The sequence below is a fragment of the Streptomyces sp. NPDC085937 genome, assembly GCF_044540535.1.
GTDB lineage: Bacteria > Actinomycetota > Actinomycetes > Streptomycetales > Streptomycetaceae > Streptomyces.
This window is the reverse complement of the sequence record NZ_JBITSH010000003.1, coordinates 531,258-544,285: the sequence shown is the minus strand read 5'-3', so window position 1 is coordinate 544,285 and position 13,028 is coordinate 531,258. Positions and strand designations below refer to the sequence as shown.

Annotated in this window: 9 protein-coding genes and 1 pseudogene; 2 read left to right on the top strand and 8 right to left on the bottom strand. The window is 72.8% G+C overall.

The window, feature by feature from the left end:
• Positions 1–88 precede the first annotated feature (88 nt).
• The 4 genes and pseudogenes from ACIF8S_RS09550 to ACIF8S_RS09535 all read right to left on the bottom strand — a co-directional run bounded on the left by ACIF8S_RS09550 (position 89) and on the right by ACIF8S_RS09535 (position 5,741).
• Positions 89–2,308 carry an NADP-dependent isocitrate dehydrogenase gene (locus ACIF8S_RS09550; protein ID WP_399998351.1) on the bottom strand — a complete coding sequence of 740 codons (2,220 nt, stop codon included), beginning with the start codon at positions 2,306–2,308 and terminating at the stop codon, positions 89–91.
• Between the two features lie 263 nt (positions 2,309–2,571).
• On the bottom strand, positions 2,572–3,669 hold the full coding sequence (locus tag ACIF8S_RS09545) for a mechanosensitive ion channel family protein (protein ID WP_399998349.1): 1,098 nt from the start codon (positions 3,667–3,669) through the stop codon (positions 2,572–2,574).
• A 190-nt stretch (positions 3,670–3,859) separates the two neighbouring features.
• Positions 3,860–4,623 (bottom strand): annotated as a pseudogene (locus ACIF8S_RS09540) (crotonase/enoyl-CoA hydratase family protein).
• A 188-nt stretch (positions 4,624–4,811) separates the two neighbouring features.
• Positions 4,812–5,741: a YbhN family protein gene (locus ACIF8S_RS09535; RefSeq protein ID WP_399998348.1), complete on the bottom strand. Its 930-nt coding sequence runs from the start codon at positions 5,739–5,741 to the stop codon at positions 4,812–4,814.
• Positions 5,742–5,888: 147 nt separating this feature from the next.
• Between ACIF8S_RS09535 and ACIF8S_RS09530 the strand changes: the two genes are divergently transcribed.
• Positions 5,889–7,772, top strand: coding sequence for an ABC transporter ATP-binding protein (locus ACIF8S_RS09530; RefSeq protein ID WP_399998497.1), 1,884 nt, complete (start codon positions 5,889–5,891; stop codon positions 7,770–7,772).
• Between the two features lie 211 nt (positions 7,773–7,983).
• Here ACIF8S_RS09530 and secD read toward each other — a convergent pair whose 3' ends face one another.
• The 4 genes from secD to ACIF8S_RS09510 all read right to left on the bottom strand — a co-directional run bounded on the left by secD (position 7,984) and on the right by ACIF8S_RS09510 (position 12,414).
• Positions 7,984–10,266 carry a protein translocase subunit SecD gene (gene secD / locus ACIF8S_RS09525; RefSeq protein WP_399998346.1) on the bottom strand — a complete coding sequence of 761 codons (2,283 nt, stop codon included), beginning with the start codon at positions 10,264–10,266 and terminating at the stop codon, positions 7,984–7,986.
• 62 nt (positions 10,267–10,328) lie between these two features.
• A complete protein-coding gene (locus tag ACIF8S_RS09520; protein ID WP_399998345.1) occupies positions 10,329–10,760 on the bottom strand; it encodes a hypothetical protein in 432 nt (143 codons plus the stop codon).
• Complete coding sequence (locus ACIF8S_RS09515) at positions 10,757–11,440, bottom strand: response regulator transcription factor (protein WP_024883663.1); 684 nt, start codon at positions 11,438–11,440, stop codon at positions 10,757–10,759. The genes ACIF8S_RS09520 and ACIF8S_RS09515 overlap by 4 nt, the downstream gene beginning before the upstream one ends.
• Positions 11,437–12,414, bottom strand: coding sequence for a HAMP domain-containing sensor histidine kinase (locus tag ACIF8S_RS09510; protein WP_399998344.1), 978 nt, complete (start codon positions 12,412–12,414; stop codon positions 11,437–11,439). The genes ACIF8S_RS09515 and ACIF8S_RS09510 overlap by 4 nt, the downstream gene beginning before the upstream one ends.
• 272 nt (positions 12,415–12,686) lie before the next feature.
• On the opposite strand from ACIF8S_RS09510, the gene ACIF8S_RS09505 reads away from it, so the two are divergent.
• Positions 12,687–13,013, top strand: coding sequence for a TraR/DksA C4-type zinc finger protein (locus ACIF8S_RS09505; protein WP_024883661.1), 327 nt, complete (start codon positions 12,687–12,689; stop codon positions 13,011–13,013).
• The last annotated feature ends 15 nt before the right edge of the window (positions 13,014–13,028 follow it).

Below are 13,028 nucleotides of genomic sequence, written 5' to 3'. Positions count from 1 at the left end.
CGGACTCTAAGGAACCGCCGGCCCCCGGACACGGCTCCGCCCCGGCCGGGCGGGTCGCCGGCCGGGGCGGAGCGCAGGGACGTGCGGGTCAGCTGAGGGACGCCAGCGCCTCGTTCCACGTGGCGGACGGACGCATCACCGCGGCGGCCTTGGCCGGGTCGGGCTGGAAGTAGCCGCCGATCTCGGCCGGCTTGCCCTGGACGGCGTTCAGCTCCTCGACGATCTTCGCCTCGTTGGCGGAGAGGGTCTCGGCGAGCGGGGCGAAGGCCTTCGCGAGGTCCGCGTCCTCCGTCTGCGCGGCCAGCTCCTGGGCCCAGTACAGGGACAGGTAGAAGTGGCTGCCGCGGTTGTCGATGCCGCCGACGCGACGGGTCGGGGACTTGTCCTCGTTGAGGAAGGTCGCCGTGGCGCGGTCGAGGGCGTCGGCGAGCACCTTGGCGCGGGTGTTGCCCGTGACCCCGGCGTACTGCTCCAGCGACGGCACCAGCGCGAAGAACTCACCGAGGGAGTCCCAGCGCAGGTAGTTCTCCTTGACCAGCTGCTGCACGTGCTTCGGCGCCGAGCCGCCCGCGCCCGTCTCGAACAGGCCGCCGCCCGCCATCAGCGGGACCACCGACAGCATCTTGGCGCTGGTGCCCAGCTCCAGGATCGGGAACAGGTCGGTCAGGTAGTCGCGCAGCACGTTGCCGGTGACCGAGATGGTGTCCTCGCCGCGGCGGATGCGCTCCACCGACAGCTTGGTCGCCTCGACCGGGTTGAGGATCCGGATGTCCAGGCCCTCGGTGTCGTGCTCCGGCAGGTACTCCTTGACCTTGGCGATCAGGTTGGCGTCGTGCGCGCGGGTCTCGTCCAGCCAGAAGACGGCCGGGGCGCCGGTGGCGCGGGCGCGGGTGACGGCCAGCTTCACCCAGTCGCGGATCGGGGCGTCCTTGGTCTGGCAGGCGCGGAAGATGTCACCGGCGGAGACGGCCTGCTCGATGACCACGTCGCCGTTGCCGTCGACCAGACGGACGGTGCCCGTGGTGGGGATCTCGAAGGTCTTGTCGTGGCTGCCGTACTCCTCGGCCTTCTGCGCCATCAGACCGACGTTCGGGACCGAGCCCATGGTGGACGGGTCGTAGGCGCCGTTGGCGCGGCAGTCGTCGATCACGGCCTGGTAGACGCCGGCGTAGCTGGAGTCCGGGAGCACCGCGAGGGTGTCGGCCTCCTGGCCGTCGGGGCCCCACATGTGACCGGAGGTGCGGATCATGGCCGGCATGGAGGCGTCCACGATGACGTCCGAGGGGACGTGCAGGTTGGTGATGCCCTTGTCGGAGTCGACCATCGCCAGCTCCGGACCCTCGGCCAGCTCGGCGTCGAAGGACGCCTTGATCTCGGCACCCTCGGGCAGGTTCTCCAGGCCCTTGTAGATGCCGCCGAGGCCGTCGTTCGGGGTGAGGCCGGCCGCGGCCAGCTTGTCGCCGTACTGCGCGAACGTCTTCGGGAAGAAGGCGCGCACCACGTGGCCGAAGACGATCGGGTCGGAGACCTTCATCATCGTGGCCTTCAGGTGCACGGAGAACAGCACACCCTCCTGCTTGGCGCGGGCGACCTGAGCGGTCAGGAACTCGCGCAGCGCGGCGACGCGCATCACGGAGGCGTCGACGACCTCGCCCTTGAGCACGGGCACCGACTCGCGCAGCACGGTGGTGGAGCCGTCGTCGCCCTTGAGCTCGATGCGCAGCGCACCGTCCTCGGCGATGACGGCCGACTTCTCGGTGGAGCGGAAGTCGTCCTGGCCCATCGTGGCGACGTTGGTCTTGGACTCGGCGGTCCAGGCGCCCATGCGGTGGGGGTGGGACTTCGCGTAGTTCTTGACCGAGGCGGGGGCGCGGCGGTCGGAGTTGCCCTCACGCAGGACCGGGTTCACGGCGGAACCCTTGATCTTGTCGTAGCGGGCGCGGATCTCGCGCTCCTCGTCGGTCTTCGGGTCGTCCGGGTAGTCCGGCAGCGCGTAGCCCTGGCCCTGCAGCTCGGCGATCGCGGCCTTGAGCTGCGGGATCGAGGCCGAGATGTTGGGCAGCTTGATGATGTTGGCCGCGGGGGTCTTCGCCAGCTCACCGAGCTCGGCGAGGGCGTCCGGGATGCGCTGGTCCTCGGTGAGGTACTCCGGGAACACGGCGATGATGCGTCCGGCCAGCGAGATGTCCCGCGTCTCCACGGGGACGCCCGCCTGCGAGGCGTACGCCCGGACCACCGGCAGGAAGGAATACGTCGCCAGGGCCGGGGCCTCGTCAGTGTGCGTATAGATGATGGTCGAGTCAGTCACCGGGTGCTCCGCTCCACGTCTGCAACATTGCTCGACATCAAGATATCTTGTGACGGCCCCAGGCTCGACAGGGGTCCACGCCGAGTTCCCGGGGAACGCCCCACCGGGGCGCGGCTGCGAGGGGGAGGGCGGCGTGCCGGGAGCGCCCCACAGGGGCGCGGGGAACTGCGCGAACGGGGTCCGGGGCGGAGCCCCGAAACCCGCCGAAGGAGGGTGCGCCGGGCCGCGGCGCCCAGCGGCTGCTGCGGCCCGCCGCCCGACCGTCAGACCGGCCGCCCGGTGATCATGTCGTCCGCCGTCGCCGACGCGTCCCGCTGGGACGGAATCAGCACCGTGCCCTGCTGGAGGGCGACCGTCCGGGCAGGGGACGGAATGCGGATGCCCTCCTCGCGGTAGCGCCGGTGCAGCCGCTTGATGAACTCGTGCTTGATCCGGTACTGGTCGCTGAACTCCGCCACGCCCAGGATCACGGTGAACCCGATGCGCGAGTCGCCGAAGGTGTGGAAGCGCACCGCCGGCTCGTGCTCCGGCACGGCACCGGTGATCTCGGTCATCACCTCGGCGACGACCTCCTTGGTCACCCGCTCCACATGCTCCAGGTCACTGTCGTACGACACCCCGGCCTGCACCAGGATCGTCAGCTGCTGCTGGGGCCGCATGAAGTTGGTCATGTTGGACTTGGCGAGCTGGCCGTTGGGCACGACCACCAGGTTGTTGGACAGCTCGCGGACGGTCGTCTGACGCCAGTTGATGTCCTCGACGTAGCCCTCCTCACCGCTGCTCAGCCGGATGTAGTCACCGGGCTGCACGGTCTTCGAGGCGAGGATGTGGATGCCCGCGAAGAGGTTCGCGAGCGTGTCCTGCAGCGCCAGCGCCACCGCCAGACCGCCGACACCCAGGGCGGTGAGCAGCGGGGCGATGGAGATGCCCAGCGTCTGCAGTCCGATCAGGAAGCCGATGGCGAGGACCAGGATCCGGGTGATGTTCACGAAGATCGTCGCCGACCCGGCCACGCCGGACCGCGACTGGGTGACCGAACGCACCAGGTCCGCCACCACCCGGGCGGCCGCCACGGTCGCGACGAAGATCACCGTCAGGGTCAGCACCTGGTTGACCGTGTGCTGCACGGCCCGGGTCAGCGGCAGCGCCGCCGCCGCGGAGGCCGCACCGCCCGCGACGGCGGCCCACGGCACGACCATGCGCAGCGCGTCCACCAGGATGTCGTCACCGCGCCAGGCGGTGCGCTCGGCGTGCCGCGCCAGCCAGCGCAGCAGCATGCGAAGCAGGAACGCCGCCAGGACACCGGCGGCGAGGGCGATTCCGGCGTGCGCCAGATCGTCCACGGTGAGGGAGCGGGTCACCGCTCACCCCCCGCGCACCCCCGGGCCGACGGCCGGGTCTCCTGGGCCGAGGGCCGTATGTGAAGTCGTGTCACGTGAGTCACCTGCTCGAGGTATACGGGATCCACCGGTGCCGCACCCGCTGCGACCTGCGGGGGCACCGTCGCTCATCCTGCCGTATCCCGAGAGGCAGTTCGTACCACGGCCGGTGTCACAGGCCGCCGAAGGAGCCGTGCCGGCCGGCCCCTGACGCGAACCGGGCCGCGCCCTCCGCGCTCTCCTCCAACACCCCGGCGCCGTGCCGCAGTTCGACGGCGAGCGCGGCCTCCTCGCCGAGCCCTTCCTGCTCCAGCACCGAGGCGCGGTCGGACCGCAGGCACGCCTGGGGGAACCGGGCCAGTCCGGCGGCCAGTTCCTCCGCCTCGGCGCGGGCACGCCCGGTGGGCACCACCCGGTTGGCCAGTCCCATCGCGTACGCCTCGGCCGCGGCCACCGGACGCCCGGTGAGGATCATGTCCATGGCCCTGCTCGTGCCGATCAGACGGGGCAGCCGTACGGTGCCGCCGTCGATCAGCGGCACGCCCCAACGACGGCAGTACATGCCGAAGACGGCGCCCTCCTCGGCCACCCGCAGGTCGCACCAGGCGCCAGCTCGAGACCGCCCGCCACGGCGTGCCCGGACACCGCGGCGATCACCGGCTTCGACAGCCGCATCCGGGTCGGCCCCATCGGCCCGTCACCGTCCTCGGCCACCCGGTTGGCGCGCTCCGTGCCCAGCGCCTTCAGGTCGGCGCCCGCGCAGAACGTGCCGCCCTCACCCCACAGCACCGCCACCCGCGCTTCGTCGTCCGCCTCGAACGCCCGGAAGGCGTCGGCGAGTTCGGCGGCCGTCGGCCCGTCCACCGCGTTGCGCGCCTCGGGACGGGACAGCACGACCGTGGTGACGGCTCCCCGGCGTTCGATCCGTACGGGCATGGCAGGTCCCTTCCGTGGCTGGGACCGGGACCCTACCCGCCCCGGGCGCCGGATGATCCGCCCGCACGCCGGACACCCGGCCGAAGAGCCCGCCGGCTCGCCGCCCGTCCACGCGGCGGACACACCGCCCGTCCGCGGGGCGGACACACCGCGCGTCCACGCGAGACGCACCGTCGGTCCGCGCGGCGTCAGATCACCTTCAGCCGTACCAGCGCCGCCAGTGTCACCGCGCCCGGCAGCAGGGGCAGCCATACCGTGATGAGCCGGAACACCAGGACCACCGCCGTGGCCACCGCGGCGGCCCCGCCGACCGCCACCAGCGCCACGACCAGCGCCGCCTCCACCGAGCCGATCCCGCCCGGGGTGGGCACCAGGGCCACCGCCACCGTCGCCGCCAGGTACGCCACCGCCAGGTGCGCGGCGGGCACCGCCAGTCCGAACGCCTGCGCCACCAGCACCAGTACGCCCGCCTGCAGCGCCGGGAAGGCCAGCGCCCCGCCCCACAGCGCCAGCGCCCGCGCCGGACGGGCGTGCACCGACCGCGCCTCGCCGAGCGCCGTCCGCAGGAACCGGCCCACCACCGTCCGCACCCGCCCTAGGGAGGCCAGCGCGCCCACCGCCACGGCCGTCACCGCGCCCGCCGCGAGGAACGCCCCGACCGGAACCTCGTCCGGCAACAGCGAGCCGAACGGCAGGGCGTCCGGGAACAGCACGAGCAGGGCGCCCAACAAGCCCACCCGTCCGACGCACTCCGCCAGCAGATACAGCGCCAGCGCGGCCGAGGACCGGGCCGGGCTGAGCCCGCACACGGCCATGAAGCGCAGGTTGACCGCGCTCGCGCCCAGCCCCGTGGGGAGCAGGTGGTTCGCCGCGCCCGCCGCGAACTGGGTCGCCAACAGCCGCCGCCCGGGCAGCCGTTCGAGGACCGCGCCCTGCCGGGTGCACGCGGCGGCCACCCACGTCAGACACGTCAGGCCGGCCGCGGCCAGCAGCCAGGGCCAGCGCGCGGTCGCCAGCAGCCCGAACCCCTCGGACAGCACCGCCCGCTGCCGCACCGCGACCACGGTCACGAGCAGCAGCGGCAGTACGCACAGCACACGGCGGATCGTCACCGTCATGGCCCCCGAGGATGACCGGTCCGTGCGAACGGCGGGTTGCGACAGGCCGGACGCACGGCGAAGACCCCCGTGCGCGCGCCGGGCCGGCGGGACGGCCGTCTCCTTGACCTCAATCATGCTTGAGGTCATACCGTCACGTCCATGAGCATGGAGACCACCGCGTGGGCACAGCTGCGCAGCGTCATGACCGCCGAGGAGGGGCATCGCCCCGTCACCCGGGACACCCTGCGCCGGATCGGCGCCTTCGCCCGGCCGCACCGCCGCCGGCTGGTCCTGTTCGTGCTGCTCGGCACGGCGACCGCGGCACTCGCCGTCGCCACCCCCGTCCTCGCCGGGCGGGTCGTGAACACCGTCGTGTCGGACGGGGACCCGGCCACGGTGGTGCGTCTGGCCCTGCTCATCGCCCTGATCGCGGTGGCGGAGGCGGTCCTCGGCGTACTGGGGCGGAGGCTGTCGGCGGCCCTCGGGGAGGACCTCATCCTGGGGCTGCGGGCGGCGGTCTTCGACCATGTGCAGCGGATGCCGGTGGCGTTCTTCACACGCACCCGTACGGGAGCGCTCGTCTCCCGTCTCAACAACGACGTGATCGGCGCACAGCGGGCTTTCAGCACCACCCTGTCGACGGTCGTCGGCAACATGGTCACCCTGGTGCTCACCCTCGGCGTGATGCTGACCCTGTCCTGGCAGATCACCCTGCTGTCGCTGGTGCTGCTGCCGGTGTTCGTGATCCCGGCCCGCCGCATGGGCCGTCGGATGGCCGGACTCCAGCGGGAGGCCGCCTCCCTCAACGCGGCCATGGGGACGCGGATGACGGAGCGGTTCTCCGCTCCCGGCGCCACCCTGGTGAAACTGTTCGGGCGGCCCGAGGAGGAGTCCGAGGAGTTCCTGGAACGCGCCCGCCGGGTCCGGGACATCGGCGTGCGTACGGCCACCGCCCAGACCGTGTTCATCACCGCGCTCACCCTCGTCTCCGCCCTCGCCCTCGCCCTGGTCTACGGCCTCGGCGGCCGGCTCGCCCTGTCCGGCGCCCTCGACGCGGGCGCGGTGGTGGCGCTCGCGCTGCTGCTGACCCGGCTGTACGCGCCGCTGACCTCGCTGGCCGGGGCCCGGGTGGAGGTGATGAGCGCGCTGGTCAGCTTCGAGAGGGTCTTCGAGGTGCTGGACCTCGAACCCCTCATCAGGGAGCGGCCGGACGCGCGCGAGGTCCCCGAAGGCCCGGTCGCTGTGGAGTTCGACGACGTCCGCTTCGGCTACCCGTCCGCCGACAAGGTGTCCCTGGCCTCCCTGGAGGAGGTCGCCACCCTCGACACACGCGGCGGCGAGGAGGTGCTGCACGGCATTTCCTTCCGCGCCGAACCCGGGCAGACCGTCGCCCTCGTCGGCTCCTCCGGCGCCGGCAAGTCGACCGTCGCGGCCCTGCTGCCCCGGCTGTACGACGTCGACTCGGGCGCGGTGCGGGTGGGCGGCGCCGACGTCCGCGACCTGAGCGCGGCGTCGCTGCGGGACACGGTCGGGATGGTGACCCAGGACGGTCACCTCTTCCACGACACCGTCCGCGCCAACCTGCTGCTGGCCCGGCCGGACGCGGACGAGGCGGAGCTGTGGGACGCGTTGCGGCGGGCGCGCCTCGACACGCTGGTGCGGGCGTTGCCCGACGGGCTGGACACGGTGGTCGGGGAGCGCGGCTACCGGCTCTCCGGCGGTGAACGGCAGCGCATGACGATCGCGCGGTTGCTGCTGGCACGGCAGCGGGTGGTCGTCCTCGACGAGGCGACGGCCCACTTGGACAACACGTCCGAGGCGGCGGTGCAGGAGGCGTTGGGGGAGGCGCTCGAGGGGAGGACGGCGCTGGTGATCGCGCACCGTCTGTCGACCGTGCGGGCCGCCGATCTGATCCTCGTGGTCGAGGGCGGGTGCGTGGTCGAGCGCGGGACGCATGAGGAGTTGCTGGTCGCGGGTGGGCGGTACGCGGAGTTGTACCGGACGCAGTTCGAGGAGGAGGAGGGGGTGGGAGCGGGGGTGAGCGCGTGAGGGGTCGGTGCGGGTGCGTGGGGGCTGGTCGCGCAGTTCCCCGCGCCCCTGTTTGGGCTTGTCTTGGCGGGTGTGTGCGGGTGGGTGGGGGGTGGTCGCGCAGTTCCCCGCGCCCCTGGGGTCGTAGTTCCTACGGCCGGTGGGGGCTGGTCGCGCGGTTTCCCGCGCACCCAGGGGTGCAGGCGGCCGACGCCGCCTGCACCCCCTCGTGTCACACCTCGGTCTTCGTGCGCTCCGTTCGGGGGGCCGGTTTGCGGGGGGCGGCTCGTCGGGACCGCTTTCCGCCGCCCGCCCGGGCGTCCAGCTCGATGGCCAGGGGGGAGGCGGTCAGGACCGACGAGTACGTGCCGACGAGCATGCCGATCAGCAGGGCCAGCGCGAAGTCGGTGAGCGAGTCACCGCCCAGCAGCGCCAGCGCCGCCAGGATGAAGATCACGCCGATGCCCGTGTTCACGGTACGCGGCACCGTCTGCAGGATCGCCTGGTTGGTGACCTGCGCGAGCGGCGCCTTCGCGTCCTTGCGCCACAGCTCCCGGATGCGGTCGAACACCACCACGGAGTCGTTCACCGAGTAGCCGATCACGGTGAGCAGCGCCGCCAGGAACACCCCGTCGACCGGCTTGCCCAGCCAGGCGAAGACGCCGGTGAGGATCACCACGTCGTGCGCCAGCGCGGCCACCGCCCCGGTGCCGAACATCCAGCGGAACCGCACCGCCAGGTACAGCAGTTGGGCGAGCAGGGCGAGGCCGAGCGCGATCAGCGCGTTGCGCCGCAGCTCGTCGCCGAGGCTCGGGCCGATCAGCTCGTCGCGGACCTTCTCCGCCCCGCCGCCGACCTCGGCGACGGTCTCGGCCACCTTGACCGCCTCCTCGTTGCTCAGCTCCTCCGTCCGCACCGTCAGACCGCTGTCGCCGGAGGACTGCACGACGGCCTGCGGGAAGCCGGCGTCGGCGAGGGCGGCGCGGGCCCGGTCCGGGTCGACGGTCTGCTCGGTGGAGTACTCGATCAGCCGGCCGCCGGTGAACTCCACACCGAAGTTCAGCCCGCGCACGAAGATGCCCGCGGCGGCAACGGCCAGTACCACGGCCGACACGGCCAGCCAGCGGCGCGGGCGGCGCATCAGCTGCGGGTTACGGCGGGTGAGGAAGGCACGGACCCGGCCGACGGAGGCCAGCCCCGTGACACCGGGACGACGGTGCACCCAGCGGCGCGCCACCGCGAACTCCGCGAGCACCCGGGTGATCACCAAGGCGCTGATCATGGACGCCAGCACACCGATGCCGAGCGTCACGCCGAAGCCTTTCACCGGGCCGGAGGCGAGCACGAACAGCAGCGCCGCCGCGATCAGCGTCGTCACGTTGGAGTCCGCGATCGCGCTGAACGCGCCCTTGAAACCGGCGGTCAGGGCCGAGCGCCCGCTGGGCCGGTTGCGTTTGGCGTACTCCTCCCGGGAGCGTTCGAAGACCAGCACGTTGGCGTCCACCGCCATGCCGATGGCCAGCACGAAACCGGCGAGACCGGGCAGGGTCAGGGTCGCGCCGAGCGCCGCCAGGCCGGCGTACGAGATCAGGCCGTAGCAGAGCAGGGCCACGACGGCGAGCAGGCCCATGAGGCGGTAGACGACGATGACGAACAGCGCCGTCAACGCGGTGCCGACCACGGCCGCCCAGGCGCTGGCCCGGATGGCTTCGGCGCCCAGCGTCGGGCCGACCGTCCGCTGCTCCACGGTCTCCACCGGCACCGGCAGGGCACCGCCGTGCACGAGGAGCGCGAGCTCCTTCGCCTCGTCGCTGGTGAAGGACCCGGTGATCTGCGTCGACCCCCCGGTGATTCCCGCACCGCAGGCCACCGACGGATCGACCTGCGGCGACGAGATGATCTTGTTGTCGAGGACGATGGCCACCCGCCGCTGCGGGTCGCCCGCCGGATGGCAGGCGGCCTCACCGGTCAGCCGGGCCCAGCCCTTGCCGTCCGCGAAGTCGACGGTGACGTGCCAGCCGGCCCCGCTCTGCGGGTCGAAGCGGGCCTCGGCGCTCTTCACGTCCTGGCCGCTGAGCGCGGCCCCGCCCAGGTGCAGCCGCTCGCCCGCCTCGTCGGGCAGCACGCGCTCGCCCTTCGGCAGCGCCCGGCCGTCCGCGGTGCCGGGGCCGAGGACGGGGTGGACGGAGAGCTGCGCGGTGCGGCCGAGGACGTCGGCGGCCTGCCGCGGGTCCTGCACCCCCGGCAGCTCCACGATGATCCGGTTGTCACCGGAGCGGACGATGCCCGGCTCGGCGACGCCCAGCGCGTCGACCCGGCCGCGCAGCACCTCCAGGGTGCGGTCGGTGGCCTCGGAGTCGGCCTTCAGTGTCTCGGTCGAACGGGTCTCCAGCACGATCTGGGTGCCGCCCCGCAGATCCAGTCCCAGACGGACGGGAACGGTGACGGCGACGAACACGGACACGGCGATCACGGCAAGCGCGAACAACGCCCTGACGCGGGCGGGACGTTTCACAGATGCCTCCAGCAAGGCACACGTGCCCGTCGGGGGCACGCGGAAGGTGGGAAGGGGACGGCTCAGGTGCTGGAGGCGGCGGGCGGGGCCCGCCCCAGATCCGCCGGTACGTGCGCGGCGGCGGGCGGCGCGTGTCCGGCCGAGGGCGCGGGACGCGCCGGCCGGGGCGGGACCCGCGGCGTGTACGCGGGCGTGAACAGCAGCGGCCCGGCGAACAGGGTCCGCTCGCCGTCGGCCCGTTCCGGCCGGGTCAGGACGGTCCGGGCGGCGACGTACGCCTCGTCGCTGTGCGGCTGGGTGCCCGAGGAGTACGTCGGGGTGCCGGGGGACGCCGGGAAGTAGGCGGGGGCCGACGGGGGAGCGGTGACGGCCGACGCGGGGGCCGTGCCGGGGGTGAAACCGAGGGTCAGCAGAACGGCCGCGAAGGCGGCCAGGACGGCCGCGGCGGCTCGGCACGGAAGGCGGGCGGCACGGCCCGGGGCGTGGGCGGTCAAGGTTCCACGAGCCCCGCGCGGATGGCGTAACGCGTCAGCTCCAGACGGTCCCGGAGACCGAGCTTGTGCAGCAGGTTCTCCCGGTGCCGCTGGACCGTCTTGACGCTGATGAACAGCAGCTCCGCGATCTCCTTGGAGGAGTGGCCCTCGGCGACCAGCTTCAGCACCTCCTCCTCGCGCGGCGTGAGCAGCTGCTCGGGGGCCTCCTCGCCGTGCCGCACCCGGTCCAGGTAGTTGCGGATCAGCGCGGTCACCGCACCCGGGTACAGGAACGGCTCGTCCCGCATCGCCGCCCGGCAGGCGGCGACCAGGTCACGGTCGGCGACGGACTTCAGCACGTAGCCGCCCGCCCCCGCCTTCAACGCCTGGAACAGGTACTGCTCGTTGTCGTGCATCGTCAGCATCAGGATGCGCAGCCCCGGCTTCAGCGCGGTCAGCTCCCGCGCCGCCTGCAGACCGGTCAGCCGCGGCATGGCGATGTCCAGCACCGCGAGGTCGACGTCGTGGGTGCGGGCCATGGCGATCGCCTCGGCCCCGTCACCGGCCTCGGCGACCACCTCCAGGTCGGGCTCCCGGTCGAGGATCAGCCGGACCCCGCGCCGTACCAGCGCGTGGTCGTCGGCGAGGAGGATACGGATCGTGTCCGCGGGGCGGTCGGCACGGATGTCCTGGTCGTTCATGACTGCTTCCTGACGGCGGGCACGGTCAGCCGGATTCGGGTACCGGTTCCTGTTCGGGAGACCTCGTCCGGGCTCCAGATGTCCAGCGTGGCCCCGATCAGCAGGGCGCGTTCACGCATTCCACGAAGTCCCGCGCCTTCCCGCGCGGCCCCGATGCCGCGCCCGTCGTCGGCCACCTCCAGCAGGACACCCCGGTCGGTGCCGCGCAGCGCCACCTCCACCCGCCCCGCCTCGGCGTGCCGGGCGGCGTTGGTCAGGCTCTCCTGCGCCACCCGGTAGATCACCAGTTCCGTCTCGTGGTCGAGGGAGGGCAGGTCAGGGTCGAAGCGGCGCACCACGCGCAGCCCGGTGTGGGTGGAGAACTCCGTGGTCAGCGATGTCACCGCGCTGACCAGACCGAGGTCGTCCAGCACGCCCGGGCGCAGCCGGCGCACCAGCCGGCGTACCTCGTCCAGGCTGCCGCGGGTGATCTCCTGCGCCTGCTGCAGCTCGCCGCGCAGCGGCTCCTCCGCCTCGTCGGCGGCCCGCTTCAGGGCCAGCAGCACGGCCGTCATGCTCTGCCCGACCTCGTCGTGGAGTTCCTGGGCGATTCGGCGCCGCTCGCCCTCCTGGGCGAGGATGGCGCGGGCACTGCTCGCCACGCGTTCCCCCTCCAGGCGCTCCAGCATCGCGTTGAAGGTGCTCACCAGCTCCGCCACCTCACCGCCCCCGCGCACGGGAAGACGCTGGCCGGGACGGAGCAGGTCGACGGTGGTCATCAGCCGGGTCACCCGGTCCAGCGGGGCGAGCCCGATGCGCAGCAGCGCCGCGTTGGCCACCAGCATCACGACCAGACCGCCGACGAGGATCACCGCCTCCGTCAGCAGCACCGGCACGGACACGGTCACCGGAGCCCACAGCAACAGGGCCGTGGCGCTGCCGAGCACCACGGCGTTGAGCCCGAAGATCCGCCAGTACAGGGACACGGAGGTCACGCCTTCCTCTTTCTCGTCTGCCTCTACTGTCGGTCACCGCGGCCCCTGATGCGGCAGCGACCCCCTGGTCCCGGCGGACACCGGCCAGCCTGCCCCGGACACCCCGGCCCGGTCGATGGGCCCCGCGCCCCATTTCCCGTCGTCCGCCGGACCCATGCCGCCCGGGGTGGGTCGTCGGACCCGGCACAGATGGGTCCCACGCCCGATGGGCGCGGGCGGCGTGAGCGGCCATGGTGGAAGCGTCATCCCGTACGTCTCCCAGGAGGAAACCCGTGTCGCTCGACCTGCCCCGCACCGAACCCCGTACCGCGAACCCCGCCGCGGAGGAGGTCCGCCGGCGTCTGGAGCACGCCCGGAGCACCCGGCTCGCGCAGCTCAAGGCGCTGGACGAAGGCGGGGACAGCCCGGGCGACCACCTGATGTCCAACCAGAAGGACGCCATCAAGCGGGTTCTCACGGAGATCGACGAGGCCTTCGCCCGCGTCGACGCCGGCACCTACGGCGACTGCCTGGGCTGCTCCAAGCCCGTACCGCCGGAGCGGCTGGAGATCCTGCCGCACACCCGGTACTGCGTCGCCTGCCAGCGCCGCGCGGCCTAGGGGCCCGAAGACACG

Excerpts from the sequence above, each read along its gene's own strand:
- ACIF8S_RS09535 (WP_399998348.1), bottom strand. The coding sequence starts at position 5,741 with ATGACGGTGACGATCCGCCGTGTGCTGTGCGTACTGCCGCTGCTGCTC.
- ACIF8S_RS09530 (WP_399998497.1), top strand. The coding sequence starts at position 5,889 with ATGGAGACCACCGCGTGGGCACAGCTGCGCAGCGTCATGACCGCCGAG.
- ACIF8S_RS09515 (WP_024883663.1), bottom strand. The coding sequence starts at position 11,440 with ATGAACGACCAGGACATCCGTGCCGACCGCCCCGCGGACACGATCCGT.